Origin of the sequence: Pseudooceanicola nanhaiensis DSM 18065, assembly GCF_000688295.1 — a bacterium.
In the GTDB taxonomy this organism is placed as follows: Bacteria; Pseudomonadota; Alphaproteobacteria; order Rhodobacterales; family Rhodobacteraceae; genus Pseudooceanicola; species Pseudooceanicola nanhaiensis.
This window is the reverse complement of record NZ_JHZF01000011.1, coordinates 780,591-801,860: the sequence shown is the minus strand read 5'-3', so window position 1 is coordinate 801,860 and position 21,270 is coordinate 780,591. Positions and strand designations below refer to the sequence as shown.

General features: G+C 68.0%; 20 protein-coding genes and 1 tRNA gene. 10 read left to right on the top strand and 11 right to left on the bottom strand.

Annotated elements, in window-relative coordinates:
• The first annotated feature begins 8 nt into the window (after window positions 1–8).
• On the top strand, window positions 9–569 hold the full coding sequence (locus tag Q344_RS0104840) for a lipid-binding SYLF domain-containing protein (RefSeq protein ID WP_028285686.1): 561 nt from the start codon (window positions 9–11) through the stop codon (window positions 567–569).
• 37 nt (window positions 570–606) lie between these two features.
• Here Q344_RS0104840 and Q344_RS0104835 read toward each other — a convergent pair whose 3' ends face one another.
• On the bottom strand, window positions 607–876 hold the full coding sequence (locus Q344_RS0104835) for an usg protein (protein WP_028285685.1): 270 nt from the start codon (window positions 874–876) through the stop codon (window positions 607–609).
• A gap of 192 nt (window positions 877–1,068) precedes the next feature.
• On the opposite strand from Q344_RS0104835, the gene gyrA reads away from it, so the two are divergent.
• A complete protein-coding gene (gyrA, locus tag Q344_RS0104830) occupies window positions 1,069–3,828 on the top strand; it encodes a DNA gyrase subunit A (RefSeq protein WP_028285684.1) in 2,760 nt (919 codons plus the stop codon).
• A 38-nt stretch (window positions 3,829–3,866) separates the two neighbouring features.
• Entirely contained in the window at window positions 3,867–4,706 is an 840-nt protein-coding gene (locus Q344_RS0104825) for a LysR family transcriptional regulator (RefSeq protein WP_028285683.1), read from the top strand.
• 396 nt (window positions 4,707–5,102) lie between these two features.
• Here the strand turns inward: Q344_RS0104825 and Q344_RS0104820 are convergent, their stop codons facing one another.
• The 3 genes from Q344_RS0104820 to Q344_RS0104810 are packed head-to-tail and all read right to left on the bottom strand — an operon-like array spanning window position 5,103 to window position 8,509.
• Entirely contained in the window at window positions 5,103–6,584 is a 1,482-nt protein-coding gene (locus tag Q344_RS0104820) for a carboxypeptidase M32 (protein WP_028285682.1), read from the bottom strand.
• Between the two features lies 1 nt (window position 6,585).
• Window positions 6,586–7,722 carry a heme A synthase gene (ctaA, locus tag Q344_RS0104815; protein WP_028285681.1) on the bottom strand — a complete coding sequence of 379 codons (1,137 nt, stop codon included), beginning with the start codon at window positions 7,720–7,722 and terminating at the stop codon, window positions 6,586–6,588.
• Window positions 7,723–7,777: 55 nt separating this feature from the next.
• The gene (locus Q344_RS0104810) at window positions 7,778–8,509 is read right to left on the bottom strand and encodes an RNA methyltransferase (RefSeq protein ID WP_028285680.1); all 732 of its coding nucleotides are present in this window, start codon (window positions 8,507–8,509) and stop codon (window positions 7,778–7,780) included.
• 355 nt (window positions 8,510–8,864) lie between these two features.
• On the opposite strand from Q344_RS0104810, the gene Q344_RS0104805 reads away from it, so the two are divergent.
• A complete protein-coding gene (locus tag Q344_RS0104805) occupies window positions 8,865–9,485 on the top strand; it encodes a thiamine phosphate synthase (RefSeq protein WP_028285679.1) in 621 nt (206 codons plus the stop codon).
• On the opposite strand, the gene olsA is transcribed toward Q344_RS0104805, so the two are convergent.
• The 3 genes from olsA to Q344_RS0104790 form a co-directional block, all read right to left on the bottom strand.
• Window positions 9,478–10,320, bottom strand: a complete 843-nt coding sequence (gene olsA / locus Q344_RS0104800; RefSeq protein ID WP_028285678.1) for a lyso-ornithine lipid O-acyltransferase — start codon at window positions 10,318–10,320, stop codon at window positions 9,478–9,480. The genes Q344_RS0104805 and olsA overlap by 8 nt on opposite strands.
• On the bottom strand, window positions 10,317–11,126 hold the full coding sequence (gene olsB, locus Q344_RS0104795) for an L-ornithine N(alpha)-acyltransferase (protein ID WP_028285677.1): 810 nt from the start codon (window positions 11,124–11,126) through the stop codon (window positions 10,317–10,319). Before olsB ends, olsA begins: the two co-directional genes overlap by 4 nt.
• A 154-nt stretch (window positions 11,127–11,280) precedes the next feature.
• Entirely contained in the window at window positions 11,281–11,463 is a 183-nt protein-coding gene (locus Q344_RS0104790) for a DUF3553 domain-containing protein (RefSeq protein WP_028285676.1), read from the bottom strand.
• A 38-nt stretch (window positions 11,464–11,501) separates the two neighbouring features.
• Here Q344_RS0104790 and Q344_RS0104785 point away from each other — a divergent pair, with 38 nt between their 5' ends.
• The 5 genes from Q344_RS0104785 to Q344_RS0104765 all read left to right on the top strand — a co-directional run bounded on the left by Q344_RS0104785 (window position 11,502) and on the right by Q344_RS0104765 (window position 15,305).
• Window positions 11,502–12,104, top strand: coding sequence for a histidine phosphotransferase family protein (locus Q344_RS0104785; protein WP_028285675.1), 603 nt, complete (start codon window positions 11,502–11,504; stop codon window positions 12,102–12,104).
• 105 nt (window positions 12,105–12,209) lie between these two features.
• On the top strand, window positions 12,210–14,252 hold the full coding sequence (locus Q344_RS0104780) for an ASKHA domain-containing protein (RefSeq protein ID WP_028285674.1): 2,043 nt from the start codon (window positions 12,210–12,212) through the stop codon (window positions 14,250–14,252).
• Window positions 14,253–14,367: 115 nt separating this feature from the next.
• Complete coding sequence (locus Q344_RS0104775) at window positions 14,368–14,811, top strand: DUF6325 family protein (RefSeq protein ID WP_028285673.1); 444 nt, start codon at window positions 14,368–14,370, stop codon at window positions 14,809–14,811.
• 25 nt (window positions 14,812–14,836) lie between these two features.
• Window positions 14,837–15,124 (top strand): SHOCT domain-containing protein, encoded by a 288-nt coding sequence (locus Q344_RS0104770; RefSeq protein WP_028285672.1) that lies wholly within the window; start codon window positions 14,837–14,839, stop codon window positions 15,122–15,124.
• Between the two features lie 107 nt (window positions 15,125–15,231).
• Window positions 15,232–15,305 (top strand) — tRNA-Gly (locus Q344_RS0104765).
• A 58-nt stretch (window positions 15,306–15,363) separates the two neighbouring features.
• Here Q344_RS0104765 and Q344_RS26320 read toward each other — a convergent pair.
• Window positions 15,364–16,023 (bottom strand): class I SAM-dependent methyltransferase, encoded by a 660-nt coding sequence (locus Q344_RS26320; protein WP_028285671.1) that lies wholly within the window; start codon window positions 16,021–16,023, stop codon window positions 15,364–15,366.
• A gap of 280 nt (window positions 16,024–16,303) precedes the next feature.
• Between Q344_RS26320 and Q344_RS0104755 the strand changes: the two genes are divergently transcribed.
• Window positions 16,304–17,806: a flavin-containing monooxygenase gene (locus Q344_RS0104755; protein WP_028285670.1), complete on the top strand. Its 1,503-nt coding sequence runs from the start codon at window positions 16,304–16,306 to the stop codon at window positions 17,804–17,806.
• A 366-nt stretch (window positions 17,807–18,172) separates the two neighbouring features.
• Here the strand turns inward: Q344_RS0104755 and Q344_RS23115 are convergent, their stop codons facing one another.
• From Q344_RS23115 to Q344_RS26670, 3 genes are all read right to left on the bottom strand, one after another.
• The gene (locus Q344_RS23115) at window positions 18,173–19,135 is read right to left on the bottom strand and encodes an acetamidase/formamidase family protein (RefSeq protein WP_036538329.1); all 963 of its coding nucleotides are present in this window, start codon (window positions 19,133–19,135) and stop codon (window positions 18,173–18,175) included.
• Between the two features lie 458 nt (window positions 19,136–19,593).
• The gene (locus Q344_RS23110; protein ID WP_051630271.1) at window positions 19,594–20,721 is read right to left on the bottom strand and encodes a serine hydrolase domain-containing protein; all 1,128 of its coding nucleotides are present in this window, start codon (window positions 20,719–20,721) and stop codon (window positions 19,594–19,596) included.
• 417 nt (window positions 20,722–21,138) lie between these two features.
• Window positions 21,139–21,261, bottom strand: a complete 123-nt coding sequence (locus Q344_RS26670) for a hypothetical protein (RefSeq protein WP_268238610.1) — start codon at window positions 21,259–21,261, stop codon at window positions 21,139–21,141.
• Window positions 21,262–21,270 lie beyond the last annotated feature (9 nt).

Here is a 21,270-nt window from a genome sequence, read left to right as displayed (position 1 = left end):
GGCAAAAGATGAGCAGTTTCTCCAGACGCAGTTTTGCGGTCGCGGCCCTCGCCGCGCTTCCGTTCCTGGCCGCCTGCGACAACAGCATCGGGGCGAACGGCGGTCAGACCGTCGATGCGCGGGTCGATGCGACGCTGGCATTCATGTACAACGAATACCCCGGCACGCGGGATCTTGCCGCGAAATCGGCGGGCATGCTGGTGATGCCGCTTCAGACCGAGGTCGGCTTCGGCGTGGGCGGCGGCTATGGTCGCGGCGCGCTGCGGGTGAACGGCGCGAGCGTGGATTACTATTCCTCGACCTTCGCCAACGTCGGGCTCCAGTTCGGTGCGCAGCAATACGCGCATGTGCTGTTCTTCATGACGCAGGACGCGCTCGAGGACTTCCGGCGCGGGCCGGGCTGGGCACTCGGCGCGGATGTGGAATACGTCTTCTCCGACGTGCGCGAGGGGCTCAGGGCGGAATCCACCACGGGCCTTGCTCCGGTGATCGCCATCGTCTTCGGCCAGGCCGGCCTGAAGCTCGGCGCCACGCTCGAGGGCATCAAGTACTCGCGCATCATCCCCTGAGACGCGGATCGGGTGGGCGTCTCGCCCACCCCCTTCGTCAGTGCAGCGGGATCTCTCCGGTCACGTTCCGCCAATGGCCCGGCCCGATCTCGCGCCGGTGCGTGAAGCGCACGGAATGGAGCGGGCCCTCGATCTCCTTCTGCCAGAAGTCGATGAACTTGAAGAGCCGCGGGTGATCCGGGGCGATGTCGTAGTCCTGCCAGATGAAGCTGTTGAGGACATGCGCGTAATCCGGCATGTGGTAGTAGAACTCCGCGGTGGTCAGCCCGTAGCCGCGCAGCATCAATTCCGTTTCGTTGCCTGCCATATTCCGCCTCCTGATGAGATCATGCGTGAAATGATGCCTGATGCGGATTACTTTTCAACAAAAACAGTGTGTTATCCACCTGACGCCTTGGCTGCCAAATTGACCGTCCGGGCATGATTGCACCCCCTATCTGGGCGGTGCTATAACCCCCCCAACAAGATGTAGATCACCCCTCAGGACAAGGCCCCCATAGTGAGCGACACTCCGGAACCCCCTGAAAACCAAGAAGAAAATCCGCCCGCGGCACCGAAGGGCCCGACCGTCTCCATCACCGAGGAGATGCGGACGTCCTACCTCGATTACGCGATGAGCGTGATCGTCGCCCGCGCGATCCCCGATCTGCGCGACGGGTTGAAACCCGTGCACCGGCGCATCCTGTTCGCGATGAACGAGGTCGGCAACACCTTCGACAAGCCCTATCGGAAGTCTTCGCGCCCCGTCGCGGACGCCATGGGCAAATACCACCCGCATGGTGATTCCGCGATCTACGACGCGCTGGTGCGGATGGCGCAGAGCTTCTCCATGTCGCTGCCGCTGCTCGACGGCCAAGGCAACTTCGGCTCGATGGACGGCGACAAGGCCGCGGCCTTCCGCTACACCGAGGTCCGGATGGCGAAGGCCGCGAACTACCTGCTCGCGGACATCGACAAGGACACGGTCGACTTCCAGGACAATTACGACGGCAAGGACCGCGAGCCGGTCGTCCTGCCGGCGCGCTTCCCGAACATGCTGGTCAACGGCGCGGGCGGCATCGCCGTCGGCATGGCCACCAACATCCCGCCCCACAACCTGGGCGAGGTGATCGACGCGACGCTGGCGCTGATCGAAGACCCGGACATGTCGACCGAGCAGCTGATCGAATACGTGCCCGCCCCGGACTTCCCGACGGGCGGCCTGATCCTCGGCCGCTCCGGCGCGCGCAAGGCCTATCTCGAGGGCCGCGGCTCGGTCATCGTGCGGGCGAAGACCCATGTCGAAGAGCTCCGCAAGGACCGCTACGCCATCGTCATCGACGAGATCCCCTACCAGGTGAACAAGGCCTCGATGATCGAGAAGATCGCCGAGCTTGTCCGCGACAAGCGGCTCGAAGGCATCGCCCACGTTCAGGACGAAAGCGACCGGCACGGCGTCCGCGTGGTGGTCGAGCTGAAACGCGACGCGACGCCCGACGTGGTGCTGAACCAGCTCTTCCGCTTCACGCCGATGCAGATCTCCTTCGGCTGCAACATGCTGGCGCTGAACGGCGGCAAGCCCGAGACGCTGACGCTCTACGGCTTCCTGTCGGCCTTCATCACCTTCCGCGAGGAGGTCGTCGCCCGGCGCACCGCCTATGAGCTGCGCAAGGCGCGCGAGCGCAGCCACATCCTCTGCGGCCTCGCCGTGGCCGTGACCAACGTGGACGAGGTGGTCGCCACCATCCGCGCCTCCGCCGACGCCGCCGAGGCGCGCGAGAAGCTGATGACCCGGCGCTGGCCGGCGGGGTCGATCGCCGAATACATCAAGCTGATCGACGACCCGACCCACAAGATCAACGACGACGGCACCTACAACCTGTCCGAGGCACAGGCCCGCGCGATCCTCGAGCTGCGGCTGCAGCGCCTGACCCAGCTCGGCGTGCAGGAAGTCACCGACGAGCTGCAGGAACTGGCCAAGAAGATCCGCGAATACCTCGAGATCCTCGGCTCTCGCGAGCGGATCATGGGCATCATCTCGGACGAGCTGCGCGAGGTGAAGGAGCTCTTCGCCGTGCCGCGCCGCACCGAGATCGCCGATTGGTCCGGCGACATGGAGGACGAGGACCTCATCGAGCGCGAGGACATGGTCGTCACCGTGACCCAGGGCGGCTACATCAAGCGCACGCCGCTGGCCGATTACCGCAGCCAGAAGCGCGGCGGCAAGGGGCTGTCGGGCGGCGGGCTGAAGGACGACGACGTCGTGACCTCGCTCTTCGTGGCGAACACGCACACGCAGCTGCTGTTCTTCACCACCGACGGGATGGTCTACAAGCTGAAGACCTGGCGCCTGCCGCTCGGCGGGCGGACCTCGCGGGGCAAGGCGATCGTCAACATCCTGCCGATCCCCGGCGGCGTCTCGATCGCCTCGATCATGCCGGTGGACCGGGACGAAAGCGAATGGGGCGATCTCCAGATCGTCTTCGCGACCTCCGCGGGCACCGTGCGCCGCAACGCGCTGTCGGATTTCACCAACGTCATGCGGAACGGCAAGATCGCGATGAAGTTCGAAGGTGACGCCGAGGGCTGGCGCCTGATCAACGCGGCGATCTGCGGGGCCGAGGACGACGTGATGCTCTTCACCCAATCCGGCCGCGCGATCCGCTTCCGCGCCGACGACGTGCGGGTCTTCAACTCGCGCAGCTCGACCGGCGTGCGCGGCGTCCGGCTGAACGAGAAGGACGAGGTCGCCTCCATGTTCGTGCTGCCGACCTTCCGGGCGGACAGCGACGAACGCGCCTCCTACCTCAAGATGCGCCGCGCCATGGCGGGCGATGTCGAACAGGTGGGCGACGAGGAGGAAGGCAACGCGGACATGCCGCTGAGCCAGGAGCGCTATGCCGAGATGTCGGCGGCCGAGACGCTGATCGTGACGATCACGGCGGGCGGCGCGGGACATATCAGCTCGTCGCACGACTACCCGCTCAGGGGACGCGGCGGCATGGGCGTGACGGCCTGGGAGAAATCCATGCGGACGGGCGAGGTCATCGCCTCCTTCCCGGTCGAGATGGACGACCAGATCATGCTTGCCACCTCGCGCGGGCAGTCGATCCGGGTGCCCGTCGACGGCATCTCCTTCCGCTCCCGCTCGGCCGGCGGCGTGAAGGTGTTCAACACCGGCGCCGGCGAAGAGGTCGTGTCGGTGGCGCGGATCGCCGAACAGGGCGACGAGGACGGAAACGGGAACGGCTCGGACGAGGCGCCGGGCGAAGAGAATTGACCCCGGCCGCCCCGGACCTCCGAGACCGGGCGGGACGCATGAAGAACTGGGACGATCTGCGCTACCTGATCGCGGTCCACAAGACCGGCAGCATGTCCGCGGCGGCACGGCTTCTCGACACCAACCCCGCCACCGTCTCGCGCCGCCTCGCGCGGCTCGGCGAAACGTTGGGCTGCGACCTTTTCATCAAGACCCCCGACGGCTGGGTGGCGAACGCGGCGATCACCGACCTGATCGACAGCGCCACCAATTTCGAGGCCGAGATCGCCACCTACCTCAACGCCAACCGGGAAGCCGACACGCCCTCGTCCGGCAAGGTCACGGTCGGCTGCCCGCCCTCGATCATGTCCTACCTGCTCTACCCCGAGTTGCGGGATTTCAGGAAGACATGGCCCGGCATCTCGCTGGTGTTCAACTCGCAGATGTTCACCGAAGCCCTGGGCGAGAACGACCTGATCCTCGTCCCGGTCCGGCCGACGCAGGGGCGGCTCGTGGTGCGGTATCTGGGCAAGATGCGGCTGAACGTCTACGCCTACCCGGACAGCCCACGCGACGGCAAGTGGATCGGCCTCATCAAGCAGCACGAGATGCATCAGCCGATGCAGAAGGCACGCGAGATCATGGGCGGCCGGGATCCCGATTTCCGCGTGGAAACACTGGCCGAGGTCGTCACCACGGTGCAATCGACCCGCCTGCCCGGCCTGATGCCGCATATCGCCGCCGTCCGCGAACCGGGGCTCGCCAGGTTCGACCCCGAGAGCCGCGACATCGAAAGCCAGCTCTACCTCTGCTTCCACGAGACCCGCCGCCGGGACCCGCTGCTCAGGGCGGTGGCGGACTGGGTCGCGAGCTGCTTCACCAACGCGCCGGCGCTCTGACGACGCCCGGGCAGCGCCGCCCGTTGCACGGGAGCGACACCACTTTCTGCAACCGCAAGATTGCATTGGCGCCACCTTCAAGCCGCCACCTATGCGTGCAATAGATCGGTCAGCAAGACTGTCCGGATTGCAGGGCGGAAGGTACGGAGCGGCGAGAGCCGCAGCGACTTACCCTCTCCGCCCGGTTCCGGGCAGATGCGGGTAATGTAACGATTTCACGTTTTGCAGATCCCCGGCGCCGGACATGCGGTGCCGGGTGCCGATCCGCTCCTGCGCCCTCGGGCGACGGGGCCAGCTCTCGCCCCGAAGCGGATCGGATCGTGGTGGTTCGACGTGTCTACCCCGTCAAGCCCTCCAAACTGGGCCGGCCTGAACAGCCGGCCCATCTTTGCCGGATCACAGCCCGTAGATGCCGCTGAACTTCGCTTCGATATAGTCGAGCAGCGGCCCCGCCCCCGGTTCCCGACCGCAGGCCCTGGCGATGACCTCGCGCGGCTTCATCAGCCCGCCGTGCCGCTGCACCCGCTCGCGCAGCCAGCCGGTCGCCTGGCCCGTCTCGCCCCGGGCGAGCTGGTCGTCGAGGCCGGGAATGTCGGAGCGGAGCGCTTCGTGCAGGCAGCCCGCGTAGACATTGCCCAGCGAATAGGTCGGGAAGTAGCCGAAGAGCCCGACCGACCAGTGCACATCCTGCAGGCAGCCCAGCGAGGCACGCGGAACGGCATAGCCGAAATCCTTCTCGAACCGCTCGTTCCACGCGCCTTCCAGCTCCGCCGGCGCGAGATCGCCCGCCACCATCGCGCGCTCCAGATCGAAGCGCAGCATGATGTGAAGGTTGTACTGCACCTCGTCGGCCTCGGTGCGGATGAAGTCCTTCTGGACCCGGTTCACCGCCGCATAGAACGCCTCCGGAGAGTCGATCCCGATGTCGCCGAAGACCTCCTGCATCTGTTCGAAGAGGAACCCGGCGAAGGCGCGCGAGCGGCCCAGCTGGTTCTCGTAGATCCGGCTCTGGCTCTCGTGCACGCCCATGGACACACCCTGCCCGAGCGGGGTCAGCGCATAGTCCGGGTCGATCCCCTGCTCGTAGCAGGCGTGGCCGACCTCGTGGATCGTCGAATAGAAGCAGTTGAACGGATCCGCCGGATTGGTCCGGGTGGTGATCCGCACGTCGCTGCCCGAGCCCGAGGAGAACGGATGCACCGCCTTGTCGATCCGTCCCCGCTCGAAATCGTAACCGAAGACGCCCGCGAGCTTTGCCGAGAGTGCGAGCTGCGCCTCTTCCGGGAAACTGCCGGTCACCGCCTTCGGCTCAGGCTGCGCCAGCACCGCCTCGCGCAGGGCCCGCAGCCGGGGCCGCATCTCGCCGAACATCGCGTCCAGCTCGGCCGCCGTCATCTCGGGCTCGTAATCGTCGAGCATCGCGTCGTAGACGTCGCCGCCGTCGGCCAGCGCCGCGCCCTCCTCGCGCTTCAGCGCCACGACCTGCGCCAGCACCGGCGCGAAGGCCGCGAAATCGTCCTGCGCGCGGGCTGCCGCCCATTTGCCCTGGGAGACGGAGGTCACCCGCGCGATCTCGGCCGCCAGCTTCGCGGGCACCTTGTTCGCCCGGTCGAAGCTTCGCCGGATGTGCCGCAGCTTGGCGGCGGCCACCGGGTCCAGCTCGGACCCTTCCAGCCCCGAGAGCCACTCGCCCACGCGGGGATCGGTCCGGCGGGCATGGAGCACGCTCTCCATCGCCGCCATCTCCTCGCCGCGCTGCATGGCGGCGCCGCGGGGCATCATCGTCTCCTGGTCCCAGGAGAGCCGGCCCGCCACCTGCGCCAGCGCTTCCGTCTCCTTCTGGAAGTCCAGAAGGGCCGAGAGGGTGTCGTTGATCATGTCAGGCTCCGCGGATCGAGGTTGTCACGGGATAGCGCGAGAGATAGCGCGCGCGCAGGATCAGCACCCAGACCACCACGGCGAGGCACTGGTGCAGGATCGCGACCTGCCACGGCGCCCCGGTGATCACCGTGTAGATGCCGAGGCAGACCTGCCCCAGAAGCGCCACGAAGGCCACGACAAAGGCCGAGCGCGTGACCGGATGCGACGACCGCCGCCCCCGGATCAGCGCGAAGATCCCGTAGGCGAAGAGCGCATAGCCCGCCATCCGGTGCATGAACTGCACGGTGCCGGGGTTCTCGAGGAAATTGTGCCACACGGGCTCCAGCATCAGCGGATCGGGCGGCAGGAAGCCCCCGCCGATGGTCGGCCAGTCGGTATAGCTGCGGCCCGCGTCGATCCCGGCCACCAGCGCGCCCAGCAGGATCTGCAGGAAGGCGAAATGCATCCACCCCGTCGAGACACCGAAGAGCCGCTTCTCGCCGGCTCGCCGCGCCTGCATCAGGTCGCGCTCCTCCCGGCCCAGCAGGAAGACGTACCAGGCGATGAAGCCGAGGATGACGAAGGCAAGCCCCAGGTGGATCGCCAGCCGGTAGGAGGCCACGTCCAGCATCGTCCCCTCGAGCCCCGATGAGACCATCCACCAGCCGATCGCCCCCTGCAGCCCGCCGAGCGCGCCGATCCAGAGCAGCCTGCGGTTCCAGCCGGGCGGCACCTTGCCGAGCGCGAGGAAGCCCGCGAAGCCCAGGGCCCACACAAGCCCGATCACGCGGCCGAGCTGCCGGTGCCCCCATTCCCACCAGTAGATCGACTTGAAATCGGCGAGGTCCATCCAGGCGTTCTGGATCCGGAACTCGGGGATCTGCTGGTACTTGTCGAACTCGGATTGCCATTCGGCCTCCGACATCGGCGGGATCGCCCCGGTCACCGGCTTCCATTCGGTGATCGAGAGCCCGCTGTCGGTCAGCCGCGTCATGCCGCCCACGAGGATCATCGCGAAGACCAGCGCGAAGAGCACCATCAGCCAGACCCGGACCGCCCCGCGCGACCCGCGCCGCGCCCGGTCGATCACCCCGGTCTGGACCTGCGGCTTCTCGCTGGTCTCGACCTCTTCGAAAATGCTTCTCTTCTGGCTCATCCCGCCCTCCGTCTGGCGCGCAACCTAAGGCGGGGCGCACGGGGCGGCAAGATCGTCACCCGCGTTCCTTCCACCGGACCATTTGACGCATCACCCCGTGCAGCATCTGCACGTCGGCCCGCGTCAGCGGCATCCGCGACCAGAGGTTGCGCAGGTTCAGCTTCATCCCCTCGGCCTTGGTCTCGGGGAAGAAGAACCCCGCCGCGTCCAGCCGCTCCTCGTAATGGGTGGCAAGCTTCTCCATCTCGATCTGGCTCGCCCAGTCGGTCCCGGCCAGCTCGACCCGCTCGGCCGCGACCTCGACCCCCTGCCGGCGCCATTCATAGGCGGTCAGCAGCACGCATTGCGCGAGGTTGAGAGAGGCGAAGTCCGGGTTCACCGGCACGTTGATGATCGCATTGGCCCGCGCGATGTCGTCGTTCTCGAGCCCCGCGCGCTCCGGCCCGAAGAGCACCGCGACCTTCTCGCCCGCCGCGATCCTCTCGCGCGCCACCTCCATCGCACGCTCGGGCGTCACCACGGGCTTCGTCAGCCCCCGCGCCCGCGCCGTCGTCGCGAAGACGTAATCGCAATCGCCGACCGCCTCGGCCGTCGTCGGAAACACCCCCGCCTCGTCCAGCAGCCGACCCGCGCCGCTCGCCATCGCGACGGCCTTCTGGTTCGGCCAGCCGTCGCGCGGATCGACCAGCCGCATCCGGTCCAGACCGAAGTTCCACATCGCCCGCGCGGCACCGCCGATGTTCTCACCCATCTGCGACCGCACCAGAACGAAGACCGGCTGCACCATGACGCCCCTTTCCGAAAAATCCGCCCGCCTCATACCACGCCACGCCCGTGGCACAAGGCGCGCGCCGCCTGCTTTCCTCTGGTCCATGTATCCCGGGGGAGTCGCCCGCAGGGCGACGGGGGCAGAGCCCCCTCTTTCCTGGCCTTGTCGCCATCCGGCGACCGGGGGCAGAGCCCCCTCTTTCTTTCTTGACCTTGTCGCCATCCGGCGACGGGGGGCAGAGCCCCCTGTGTCCTTTCATTGTCGCCATCCGGCGACGGAGGCAAAGCCCCCTCTGTCCTTCGCCGGCCCCACACCCCCTTTCGCAAAGCCCCACGCCACGCTATAGCGGCCCGACCCTAGAGAGAGCCGCCAGATGTCCGAGACCGACACCCCGCAACTCTACCTGATCTCGCCGCCGGAGTTCGACCTGTCGGACTTCCCGCCGCAGCTTGCCGCCGTGCTCGACACGCGCGAGGTCGCCTGCGTCCGTCTTGCGCTCGCCACCCATGACGAGGACCGGATCTGCCGTGCCGCCGATGCGCTGCGCGAGGTGACCCATGCCCGCGACGTGGCGCTGGTGATCGACACGCATTTCGTGCTGGCCGAACGGCTGGGCCTCGACGGGGTCCACCTGACCGACGGCGCCCGTTCCGTCCGCAAGGCGCGCAAGGCGCTCGGCGCGGATGCGATCGTCGGCGCCTTCTGCGGCGCCTCCCGGCACGAGGGGATGAACGCGGGCGAGGCCGGCGCGGATTACGTGAGCTTCGGCCCGGTCGGCGCGACCTCCCTCGCCGGGGCGGAGCGTGCCGAGGACGAGATCTTCGGCTGGTGGTCCGAGATGATCGAGATCCCCGTGGTGGCCGAAGGCGCGCTCGATGCCGAGGCCGTGGCCCGGCTCGCCCCGATGACCGATTTCTTCGGCATCGGGCAGGAGATCTGGGACAGCGCCGATCCGAAGGCCGCGCTCGCCACGCTGCTTTCCGCGATCAGCTGATCCGCCGCTCTTCCGGCATGCCGCCCCGCACCGCCCGTTCGGCGGCCGCGGCCATCGCCTTGCGGTCCGCGACCTCTGCCGCGGCGATCGGCGGGTGCCAGATGACCTCCACCCGGCCGCGCCGGCCGTGGGTCAGCACCTGCACGATATGTTCGGCGAAGCCCATGCCGCCGAACCAGCCGTAGAACCGCGGTTCGGCGCCCGGGGGGGCGTGGTAGATGACCGAGACCGGCTGCACATGCAGATGCGCCTTCAGGTCTTCGGCGAAGAAGGCATCGAAGAGCGTCGACTTGAACGGCAGGATCCGCATCCCGTCGGTCGAGGTGCCCTCGGGAAAGAACAGCAGCTTGTGCCCCGCGCCGAGCCTTTCGCGGAAGACCTGCGTCTGGGCCTTCGCCTCGCGCCGGTCGCGCTTGATGAAGACGGTGCCCGTGGCGCGCGCGAGCCAGCCGATCCCGACCCAGCCGGCCACCTCGTCCTTCGACACGAAGTAGATCCGCTTGGTCGCGTTCAGCACGAAGATGTCGAGCCAGGAGGAATGGTTCGCCACCACCGCGCCGCCTTCGCGCATCGGGCTGCCCTGCACGCTCAGCCGCAGCCCCACCAGTTTCAGCGAGAGGATGCAGACCCCCTGCACCAGCCGCGAGGTCACCGGGCGGTGCACGCCATGGATCCGCCGCTCCACCAGCCGGATCAGGTAGAGCACCACCAGCCCGCCGAAGTTCAGGATCACCAGCGGGACCGCCCGCAGCACCAGCCTGACCCAGCCGAGCACGCCGGGCCGGGCCGGTTCGGGATAGCCATCCGCCGGATCCGGCGCCCAGACCCGCGTCACGTGGCGGCCTCGCGGGTGTAGATGGCCTTCTGCCGCGCGTTCATCTGCGCGGTGTCCAGCACGAGGCAGACGTCCACCGTGTTGAAGGCATGATCGACGAAGGCCCCCTCGCCCACGAAACCGCCGAGCCGCAGGTAGGCCTTGATCAGCGCGGGCACCGCCAGCATGGCGCGGCGCCGGTCAATCCGGTCCTCGGGCATCAGGTCCATCGGCTGGAACTGCGCGGGCCGGGCCCGGACCCGCAGCGCCTCGGGCGCGCGGTGGCGGTGGTGCAGGAGCGAGAGCGGCTCGGCCAGCGCCGCGACATCGGTGCCGTGGAAGGAGGCCACGCCGAAGAGCACCTCGATCTCCCTGTCGCGGACGTATTGCGCGAGCGCGGTCCAGAGATGCCACATCGCCATGCCGCCCCGGTACTCGGGCAGCAGGCAGGACCGCCCCAGTTCAAGAAGCCGCCGGCCGGAGCCGCGCAGCACCGAGAGGTCGTATTCGTCCTCGGAATAGTAGCGCCCGATCCGCCCGAAGCCCTCGGGCGGCAGCAGACGGTAGGCCCCGACCACGCGGTCGCGCGGATCCCTGTCGCTGCGGGCCTCGTCCCAGAGCAGGAGGTGGTCGAAATCGGCGTCGAAGGCGTCCCGTTCCAGCCGTGCGGCGTGGTCGACCATCTCGCCGTCGCCGCCAAGCTCCTCGACGAAGACCCGGTAGCGCAGGCGCTGCGCGGCCGCCACCTCGGCCGCGGTCCGGGCGAGGCGAACCGAGAAGCGGGGATCACCCGTTCCGGTTGATTCGGCGAGAGGTCTGGAGGGCATGAGGTCGGTTCCGGCGGTCTGTCGTCCGGCGCTTGTAGAAAAGCGCCTCCCCCTGTTCAATCCCTGAGCACCGCGACGGCTGACGTCAGGTGACGCCGATCAGCGTCGCCGGCACGCGGCAAATCGGTGCGTATTAACCATTTGGCAACCATAATCATGCTCCAAAGTCGGGTAGGAGCGCAATGCGGGAGCTGTCGATCACGACCTTGCCCGCCTCGGGGAAGTTGACAGTGATCTTGCCGCCAATGTTTGATTGGACCTGTCCGGTCCCCCAGTCCGGCCGGTCCGGGTGCGTGACCCTCATCCCGGGTTCGAGCAGAGCGTTGAGATCTTCCATTGTTCAGTGTGTCCGGCGTGTGATGCGAAAGGATGGTCATGTGGCAGTCTAATCACAATCTCGCCGCGCTGATAGGCTCGCGGATCTGTCACGACCTGATCTCCCCGATCGGCGCGATCTGCAACGGGATCGAGCTCATGTCCCTCGATGGCAGGCCGGTCACGCCCGAGCTCGCGCTGATCTCGGAATCGGTCGACAACGCCAATGCGCGCATCCGTTTCCTGCGGGTCGCCTTCGGCTTGGCCTCGCCCGAACAGATGATGGGCCGGCCCGAGATCACCGGGATCCTCGAGGCCATCAGCGCCGGCGCGCGGGTGCAGTTCGACTGGACGCCGGTCTGCGAATATCCCCGGACCCGCGTGCAGGAGGTCTTCCTCGCCCTGCAGTGCTTCGAAAGCGCGATGCCGCAGGGCGGCACCGTCACCGTCACCCGCGCCGACGATGACCGTTGGGAGATCTCGGGGCCCGCCGAGGCGCACCGCCCGGCCCCGCAGCTGTGGCAGGCCCTGGCCGACCCGGCGCGTCCCGCCGAGGTGAAGCCCGCGCAGGTCCAGTTCGCGCTGCTGCCCGCCCTTCTGACCGAACGCGGCCGCCGGATCGCGGTCGAGGTCCGCAAGTCCGAGATCGTCCTGCGCTTCTGAGCCCGCCGCACCGCTTGGCGCGGATGGACCTCATTGCGGCGTTTCCCGCCTTTTGCCCCGCCGGCCGCGGCCCTAATGTGCGCGCAACCAGCAGAACGGCGGACCATGGCACAAGACCCTCTCGTCATCTTCACCCCCTCCGGCAAACGTGGCCGGGTGGCCGCGGGGACGCGCGTCCTCGACGCGGCGCGCCAGCTTGGCGTGGACCTCGATTCCGTCTGTGGCGGTCGGGGGATCTGCTCCAAGTGCCAGGTCGCTCCGTCCTTCGGGGAATTCTCGAAGCATGGCGTCACGGCCCGGCCCGACGCGCTTTCGGAATGGAACGCGGTCGAGGCGCGCTATGACCGGGTCCGCGGGCTGAAGGAGGGGCGCCGCCTCGGCTGCCAGGCGCAGATCCTGGGCGACGTGGTGATCGACGTGCCCCCCGAGAGCCAGGTGCATCGACAGGTCGTGCGCAAGGACGCCGCGGTCCGGGCGATCACCATGGACCCCGCCACCCGTCTGCATTTCGTCGAGGTGGCCGAGCCCGACATGCACGAACCCTCGGGGGATTTCGAACGCCTCGCCCGCGCGCTGCGCGAGCAATGGGGGATCGAGGAGATCACGGCCGAGCTCTCGCTCATGGGCAAGCTCCAGCCGGTCCTGCGCAAGGGCGGGTGGAAGGTCACCGTCGCGGTCTTCGCCGACCACCGGGGCGGGCCGGCCCGGGTGCTCGACATCTGGCCCGGGCTGCACGAGGGCGGGCTCTACGGGCTGGCCATCGACCTCGGCTCCACCACCATCGCGGCGCATCTCTGCGACCTCGACACCGGTGAGGTGAAGGCCTCCGCCGGCGTCATGAACCCGCAGATCCGCTTCGGCGAGGACCTGATGTCCCGCGTCTCCTATTCGATGATGAACCCCGGCGGGGACAGGGAGATGACGAAGGCGGTGCGCGAGGCGCTGAACCGGCTCGCCACCGGGATCGCCGCGGACGCGGGGCTGGACCCCGCGCTGATCGTCGAGACGGTCGTGGTCTGCAACCCGGTGATGCACCACCTGCTGATGGGCTTCGACCCGGTCGAACTGGGCCAGGCGCCCTTCGCGCTCGTCACCTCGCAGGCCATGGCGCTCGCCGCGTCCGACCTTGAGCTGACCGCGATCAATCCCTGCGCCCGGACCTATGTGCTGCCCTGCATCGCGGGCCACGTGGGCGCCGACGCCGCCGCGGTCGCGCTCTCGGAAGAGCCGGGGCTCTCCGACGAGCTCGTGCTGGTCGTGGACGTGGGAACCAATGCGGAGCTTCTGCTGGGCGACAGGACCCGCGTCCTTGCCTGCTCCTCGCCCACCGGACCGGCCTTCGAGGGTGCGCAGATCTCCTCGGGCCAGCGGGCCGCGCCCGGCGCGATCGAGAAGCTGCGCATCGACCCCGAAACCAGGGAGCCCCGGTTCCGCGTCATCGGCTGCGAGCTCTGGTCGGACGAACCGGGCTTCGCCGCCGCCACCGCGCAGAGCGGGATCACCGGCATCTGCGGCTCGGGCATCATCGAGGCGGTGGCCGAGATGCGCATTGCCGGGCTGCTCGACGCCTCGGGCCTGATCGGCTCGGCCGAGCAGACCGGCACGCCGCGTTGCGAGGCCGAGGGGCGGACCCATGCCTACCTGATCCACGACGGCACGGCCGAGGGCGGCCCGCGGATCACCGTCACGCAGGGCGACATCCGGGCGATCCAGCTGGCCAAGTCGGCGCTCTACGCGGGTGCGCGGCTGCTGATGGACGAACGCGGTGTCGATGCGGTCGACCGCGTCACGCTGGCGGGCGCCTTCGGGGCGCATATCTCGCCGCTGCACGCCATGGTGCTGGGCATGATCCCGGACGTGCCGCTCGACCGCGTGACCTCGGCCGGCAACGCCGCGGGGACCGGCGCGCGGATTGCGCTCTGCAGCCGCGCCGCCCGCGCGCGGATCGAGCGGGAGGTGCGCGAGATCACCAAGGTCGAAACCGCCATCGCGCCGCGCTTCCAGGAGCATTTCGTGGCCGCGAGCGCGATCCCCCACGCCTCCGATCCCTTCCCGCACCTGCGGGCCGAGGTCGCCCTGCCCGAGGTCGGGTTCAACACCGGCGGCGACGGCGACCGCGGGGCGCGGAAACGGCGGCGCCGCGCCTGACGGGCGGCGGGCCGCCAAACGACGCGAGCGTCCCGCGTCACGCCGCACTTTATGGTTGTGTCGCGGGCCAACTCGGCGCAATGCTGACCTTACGGAAACCCGAAAGGACAGGACCATGCCCGATCCGAAAGGCCCCGTCGAACTCGTCATGATCGAGTTCCCGGACAACCGCTTCAACGGCGAGGTGGCGCCCCGCTTCTTCGACCTCGTCGACCGAGAGCTGATCCGCGTCATCGACCTCGTGGTCGTCACCAAGGACGCCGACGGCACCGCCGCCGTGCTCGAGATCGAGGAGCTCGACGACGAGGTGGCCGAGGCGCTGGCGCGACTCACCGGCGACGAGGACGGGCTCCTGTCGGAAGCGGACCTGATGGAGCTTGCCGCCGAACTGCCCGCGAACTCGACGGCGATGATGGTGCTGTTCGAAAACACCTGGGTCGCCGCCTTCGCCACCAGCGTGCGCGAATCGGGCGGGCGCGTGGTGATGTCCGAACGCATCCCCGCCCCGGTCGTGCAGGAGGCGCGCGCGCTCCTGCTCGACGCCGCGGCCTCGGCCTGACCGCACCCAGACAGGAGACAGCACCATGAGACGCAGGATCGGACGCCCCGGCATCATCGGACAAGCCGCCCGCACCGCGGCCACCACAGCCGTCGTGGTGGGCACGGCCAACGCCATGTCCCGCCCCCGCGGACAGGCCGCCGCCCCGCAGGCCGCACCGCAGCCGGACCACGCGCCGCCCCCGCCCCCGGCCCAGGCAGGCGGGCTCACGGACGACAAGATCCAGCGCCTGAAGGACCTTGCCGAGCTGAAGTCCCAGGGCATCCTCAGCGAGGCGGAGTTCGAGGTCGAGAAGGCCAAACTGCTGGCCTGACGCGGAGGCCACGTCGGGCGGCGGCGGCGGCGCGGTGACATCCCGCCGTCACCGCAATTAGGCGATTGACGCGCGCCGCCGGCTTGGCTACCTCTGCCGCACTCTGTGCGGGTGTAGCTCAATGGTAGAGCAGGAGCTTCCCAAGCTTAAGACGAGGGTTCGATTCCCTTCACCCGCTCCAGAGCCCTGCTCTCCCTCTCGACATTGGTGACCGTGCACGTTGACGGCGTGCCTTCCGGTCAGAGGACCCGCAGGTACATGTCGCCAAATCCCTGCCAGTGGTTGTTGTAGTTCTCCGTTGCGAGATACCCGCGGTTGATGAACTCGATCACCGCCTCGCGGATCGGCGCGTGGCCGGTGTCGTCGAGGATGATGTGCCTGACCCTGCCGGACGTGTTCGGGAGGAAGACGGCGTGAACGAGGTCCGCCCAGCAGACGTCCAGACCGTGTCCGCCATCGATGTGGATCAGGTCGACGTCCGTGAACTCGAAATACCGGAGCGGAAAGACCTTGGTCGAATCTCCCTTGAGAAACCGGAACCGCGAGCCGTAACGGGACGACAGGTAATCGGCACAGATCGGCGTGTAGGCGTGCGCCGCGATATCGATCGAGGTGAACTTGATCGTCTCGTTGCATTCCAGGACGAAACCGGCGCTGTGCCCTGCATTGAGCCCGATCTCGAGCATGTGCGTCTTGCCGCGTGTCGCGTTGAGTACGTTGTAGCGCTTGTGAAATGTCCCATCGATGGGGATTTCCGCATTGTCCCCTTCCGGGTACTTGTAATGGCCATAGAAAAGAGAGCCTTCCATCTTCTCGCCGGACTGGATGACGCAGCGGTTCAGGTCGTAAAGCACCTGCATGAGCTCGTCCGAAAGCTTCTCCTGGAAGCCTCGTTCCATTCGATACATTCTCTGCTCCCGATTGAAATGTGCCGACATTACCGCCGTGCAGGATGTAGTCTGTTGGCCCGCCAACCTTGCGTCAACCAAAACCGGGCGCAGACGAAGACCATGTCCGGGAAACGGCCGGGTCACGTCCATCAGGTTCGCTCCGCATGCGGCGGGCGGGCCCGCCTCCCCCCGCCACCCTTGTGAATTCGCCGCCCATGCCGGGCCCACGCGCCTTGTCCTGACGCGCCTTTCCTGTTGTCCTGCAGACACGGATCGGAAGGAGGAGCCGATGAACGAGATGACAGGCGTGGACCCCGGGGCGGCGCTGGATGCTCTGGTGCAGCCGCTCGACGTGCTGATCGTGGGCGCGGGCATCTCCGGCATTGCCGCCGCACGCTACCTGCGTGTCGACCGGCCGGGCGACAGCTTCGCCGTGCTGGACGAGAAGGAGACCTTCGGCGGGACATGGGTCACGCACCGCTATCCCGGGATCCGGTCGGACAGCGACCTGCACACCTTCGGCTACGGCTTCAAGCCCTGGGTCGGCCCCCCGATCGCCACCGCCGAGGAAATCCGCGACTACATGGGCGAGGTGATCGAGGAAAACGCGCTCGGCCCCGACATTCACTACGGCTGGCGGATATCGGACGCGGCCTGGAGCTCGGAAGAGGCGCTCTGGACGGTGACCGCCACCCATTCCGCCACCGGCACCGAACGCCGGATCTCGGCGCGGTTCCTCTGGATGTGCCAGGGCTATTACCGCCATTCCGAGGGCTACACACCGGACTGGCCCGGGATGGAGGATTTCGCCGGAGAGATCATCCACCCGCAGACCTGGCCCGAGGATTTCGACGGCACGGGCAAGCGTCTCGTCGTCATCGGCTCCGGCGCCACCGCGGCCACGCTGGTGCCGAACGTGGCCGAGCAGGTGGCGCATGTGACGATGCTCCAGCGCTCGCCCACCTATTTCCGGTCCGAGAAGAACGAGATCCCGATCGCCGCGCATCTGCGCAAGCTGCAGGTGGACGAGGACTGGATCCACGAGATCGTGCGCCGCGAGATCCTGCTTGCGAGCCACGAGTTCACCGAACGCTGCTTTGCGGACCCCGAGCAGGTGAAGACCGAGCTGATCGGTGTCGCCCGAAGGTATCTGGGCGAGGATTTCGACGTGGACCGCCATTTCACGCCCCCCTACATGCCCTGGCGCCAGCGCATCGCCCGGATCCCCGACGGCGATCTCTACAAGGCGCTCTCGGGCGGCCGGGCCTCCATCGTCACCGACGAGATCGAGCGTTTCGTGCCCGAGGGCATCCGGCTGAAATCCGGCGCGCTGCTCGAGGCCGACGTGGTCGCGACCGCGACGGGCTTCGACCTCTGCGCCTTCGGCGACATTGCCTTCACCGTCGACGGGGCCCCGGTCGATTTCCACGACACCGTGGGCTACCGCTCGATGATGTTCACCGGGGTGCCGAACCTCGTCTGGGTGATGGGCTACTTCCGCTCGTCCTGGACGCTCCGGGCCGAGCTGGTGGCGCAATTCGTGACCCGGCTGCTCGATCACATGCAGAGGCATCAGAAATCCCGGGTGGAGCCGCGCCTGCGCGATCCCGACATGCCGCTGCACGACTGGGCGGATCTCGAGGATTTCAACCCCGGCTACCTGCTCCGCGGCCAGCATCTCCTGCCCCGCCGCGGCGAGGACAACGAATGGAAGCTGAACCAGGATTACTGGACCGAGAAGGACGAATTCGCGGCGATCGACCTCGATGACGTGGTGTTCGCCTACGGGTGAGGAGGTATCGGACGGCAGGGGGCCTCCGAGCCTTCGAGCCTTCGAGCCTTCGAGCCTTCGAGCCTTCGGCGCTGACCTCCTGTCGCGATGGCAAGGCCCATGCAGGTCGCGCAGAACGGCTTGGCTGCGCGACCGACTGACGCCTCGGTCCGCAACGTGGCGCGTCAATGGACCGTATCGGACCTCTCGTCATCCCGCGGCTTCGCCCGAGAAGCTCGCCTGAAACGCCCCCGGCCACCTGCGAGAAGCCGCACCGTCGGACCAGCCCCGCAGACCGTGAGAGCGTCCAGGCCCCTCGTCGCCCCCCGCCCCACGAGCCCGCGCCGAAGGACCGAGGCGGCCCCCCGGCCCCCGTCACCGCGCGGCCTACCCCTGCAGCACCGGCTTCAGCCCCGGCAGCGTCTCGAGCACCGATTTCGCCAGCATCGCATGGCTGCCCTTCTCGCCGTTCACCACCTGGGTGATCCGGAGGTCGCCGGTCAGGCTCATCAGCATGTAGACATCCGTGCGGCTGAGGTCGGTGATCTCCGAGACCCAGTCGATCATCCGGCGGAGCGCATCGCGGGCGGCCGTATCGAGATCCTCGTGCATCCCCATCGTGATCAGGTGGGTCGGCGTCTCGGCCCGCGGGTAGTCCCAGCCTTTTCCCTTGTGCAGATGGAATTCGAAGGTTCCCCTCAGGCCGGTCTCGATGGCGGTGAGGCAGACCTCGCCGTCCCCCTGGATCCCGTGCCCGTCGCCGCAGGAAAAGAGCGCGCCCTCGGCCCAGACCGGCAGGTAGAGCGTCGCGCCCGCGCCCAGTTCCTTGTTGTCGAGGTTGCCGCCATGCGCGCGCGGCTGGATCGTCGGGATCTCGCCCCAGCCCTCGGGCGGCGCCACGCCCATCACCCCGAAGAACGGCGCGAGCTCGAGCTCGGTCCCCCAGGGCAGCCGGGCCTTGCGGGCGTCGATGTCGATGGCCGAATGGATCTGCGCCGCCTCGAATTCGCCCGGCAGCGCCCCGCCCAGCGTTCGGCAGGCGGTGTATCCCCAGTCCATCCAGGGGGCCACGTCGAGGATGCGGACCTCGAGCATGTCGCCGGGACGTGCCCCCGCGATGGCGACCGGCCCGGTCAGGATATGCCCGACCTGCCGTCGTTCGGCACGGGCGTGGATGTCGCGCAGTTCCGGCGGCACCACATGCCCCTCGGGCGGCAGGTTCACCGGCCCGCCGGAGACGCTCTCGATCTGCACCCTGTCCCCGCTCTCCACGGTCAGAACGGGCGCGAGGCGGGCATCGAACCAACCCCAGTGAACGGTTTCCGGGGTGGGTTTCAGGACATGGGTCATCTGCTTCGGGACCTTCCGGCTGAGCACGACACGTGCGGATGAAAGAGGCAAAGTGACGAAGCTGCAAACCCGGCCTGGCGGCTATCGGCACCACCTGGAAACGGGGTGCACCGAGGTGCCGCATCTGCCGCCTTCCAGGCAACGCGCTGCGCAGTGGCATTTCGGAGGGCGGTCCGGGAGGCTTTGCAAACCGTATTCAGGCATTTGCAAAGTTCACGTCGCATCGGTCGCCATCTCATCAGCAATCTTTACGTCCCACGTCCCACCTTGCGCTCTGCAAACCGTAGCCAACGCGGTGCAGTTTGCAATTTGCGGTTTGCGGTTTGCGGTTTGCGGTTTGCGGTTTGCGGTTTGCGGTTTGCGGTTTGCGGTTTGCGGTTTGCGGTTTGCGGTTTGCGGTTTGCGGTTGAGGCTAGGCGCTCGGACGCGATTGGAAAGCCCGAATGCGAACATAGGCGTCAGGTGTAGAAGGCCTCCAGGATCTGTGCCGGAAGAATGCCCTGCATGCCTTCGTATGCGGTATTCGTGAGCAGCAGCGAAACGCGCGCGGCGGCCGGGTCGATGAACCAGGAGTGCCCGTAGACGCCGCCCCATTTCAGCATCCCCGCCGGGTCCGGGGCCGCGGCGAGGCCGGGATCGGTGACGATCGCCCAGCCATACCCGAACGAAAAGCCGGGCCCCCGGATCGTCATTACCTCGGACGGGATTTGCGGCCTCATCATCTGCGCCACTGTCTCCGGCGCCAGGATGGCGGGGCCATGTCCCATGAGGCTCCGGAAGACGGCCATCACGTCCTCTGCCCGCCCCGTCAGGCCCGCGCCGCTCGAGGCGAAGGAGGCGGACTCATGCACCCGGGACGGCGCGAAGGTGACCCCGCCCTCGCCCCAGAGCAGCGGGCGGTCGCCGTCGCGCAGGGGCTTCGGTTCGGGCGTCGCGTTGATGTAGGGCGTGGCCAGGTCGGCGGCGGGTGGCACGGCGAAAGCCAGCGATCCGAGGCCGAGCGGGCGCGAGATCCGGGCGTCGATCAGGGCCTGCATGCCCTGCCCCGTCACCGCTTCGGCCACCGCGCCCATGACGTCGAGGCCGACCGAATAGCGCCACCCCGTGCCCGGCGCAAAGTAGAGCGGCGCCGAAGCGATCCGGTCGAGGTTTTCCTTCATGGAGAGCCCCGGTTGGTCCATGCCGTCCGAGACGCCGGCCTGCGCATAGGGTCCGGTCTCGGGTTCGAGGAACCGGTAGCCGAGGCCCGAAGTGTGGGTGATCAGGTGGTGCAACGTGATTTCGGGCGCGGTGCCGTCGGGCAGACGGGGGCGAAAATCCGGCAGGTAGGCGGTCACCGGGTCCGAGAGCGACAGCGTGCCGTCCTCGACCAGCGACATGAAGCAGGCGGTGGCGATCGGCTTGGTGACCGAGGCGAGGCGGAAGCGGTCGGTCACCTCCATCACGCGCCCGCTGGTGCGATCCGAAAGGCCGATAGCGCGGGCATAGACCGTCTCGCCCCGCTCGCAGACGAGCAGCACGCCGCCCACGATGCGTTTCTCCGTGATGGCTGCCTCCATCGCGGCGTCCAGCCTGTCCGTCATCATCTGCCCGATCTCCTGCCTGTCGCGGCAGGATGCCCGCCCGCGATGGCGAAGTATAGGCCCGGGCGCGCGGCTTTCGCGTGTTTGGCGCAGGGCGCCGCGGATATCCACGATCGCGTCTTCCGGGCGGCGGCCGGCGGGCTCACATCATGGCCGCGCCTGGCCTCGGGCGCGCGAGCGCCAGGATCAGAGCCTAGCCGCGGGCACCCGCCATCCGGATGCCCCCGCCAAAAAAACCGCCGCGTGTCCTTGCGGGACGCGCGGCGGTCAGGAGGAGCGGTTCCCGTGGGGGACATGAAGACCGGGCCGGGGAATGAGGCAAGCCGGCAATCCAGGACAGGCATCCAGGGGCACGCCACCGCGCTTGGGGACGCGGGGATCAGGCGTGGGTCTTCGGCACGGAAACCGCAGGCAGAACTCTCAGGTGAAGGCGGGGAGATAGAGCGCGCCCACGAGCAGAAGCATCAGCGCGGTCGCCCCGAGCGCATCCTGCGCCAGCGTGCCGCGGGACCTGAGGGCGGTCTTTCTGATCTGGTCGAGCATCTTCCATCT

Bases quoted from the DNA above. Each gene is read 5' to 3' on its own strand.
- Q344_RS0104825 (WP_028285683.1), top strand. From the start codon at position 3,867: ATGAAGAACTGGGACGATCTGCGCTACCTGATCGCGGTCCACAAGACC.
- Q344_RS26320 (WP_028285671.1), bottom strand. From the start codon at position 16,023: ATGGAACGAGGCTTCCAGGAGAAGCTTTCGGACGAGCTCATGCAGGTG.
- Q344_RS0104785 (WP_028285675.1), top strand. From the start codon at position 11,502: ATGTGGCAGTCTAATCACAATCTCGCCGCGCTGATAGGCTCGCGGATC.
- ctaA (WP_028285681.1), bottom strand. From the start codon at position 7,722: ATGAGCCAGAAGAGAAGCATTTTCGAAGAGGTCGAGACCAGCGAGAAG.
- Q344_RS0104780 (WP_028285674.1), top strand. From the start codon at position 12,210: ATGGCACAAGACCCTCTCGTCATCTTCACCCCCTCCGGCAAACGTGGC.
- Q344_RS0104755 (WP_028285670.1), top strand. From the start codon at position 16,304: ATGAACGAGATGACAGGCGTGGACCCCGGGGCGGCGCTGGATGCTCTG.
- Q344_RS0104810 (WP_028285680.1), bottom strand. From the start codon at position 8,509: ATGGTGCAGCCGGTCTTCGTTCTGGTGCGGTCGCAGATGGGTGAGAAC.
- Q344_RS0104840 (WP_028285686.1), top strand. From the start codon at position 9: ATGAGCAGTTTCTCCAGACGCAGTTTTGCGGTCGCGGCCCTCGCCGCG.
- Q344_RS0104775 (WP_028285673.1), top strand. From the start codon at position 14,368: ATGCCCGATCCGAAAGGCCCCGTCGAACTCGTCATGATCGAGTTCCCG.
- Q344_RS0104835 (WP_028285685.1), bottom strand. From the start codon at position 876: ATGGCAGGCAACGAAACGGAATTGATGCTGCGCGGCTACGGGCTGACC.
- Q344_RS0104770 (WP_028285672.1), top strand. From the start codon at position 14,837: ATGAGACGCAGGATCGGACGCCCCGGCATCATCGGACAAGCCGCCCGC.
- Q344_RS0104790 (WP_028285676.1), bottom strand. From the start codon at position 11,463: ATGGAAGATCTCAACGCTCTGCTCGAACCCGGGATGAGGGTCACGCAC.
- Q344_RS23110 (WP_051630271.1), bottom strand. From the start codon at position 20,721: ATGATGACGGACAGGCTGGACGCCGCGATGGAGGCAGCCATCACGGAG.
- Q344_RS26670 (WP_268238610.1), bottom strand. From the start codon at position 21,261: ATGCTCGACCAGATCAGAAAGACCGCCCTCAGGTCCCGCGGCACGCTG.
- Q344_RS0104805 (WP_028285679.1), top strand. From the start codon at position 8,865: ATGTCCGAGACCGACACCCCGCAACTCTACCTGATCTCGCCGCCGGAG.
- olsB (WP_028285677.1), bottom strand. From the start codon at position 11,126: ATGCCCTCCAGACCTCTCGCCGAATCAACCGGAACGGGTGATCCCCGC.
- Q344_RS23115 (WP_036538329.1), bottom strand. From the start codon at position 19,135: ATGACCCATGTCCTGAAACCCACCCCGGAAACCGTTCACTGGGGTTGG.
- Q344_RS0104820 (WP_028285682.1), bottom strand. From the start codon at position 6,584: ATGATCAACGACACCCTCTCGGCCCTTCTGGACTTCCAGAAGGAGACG.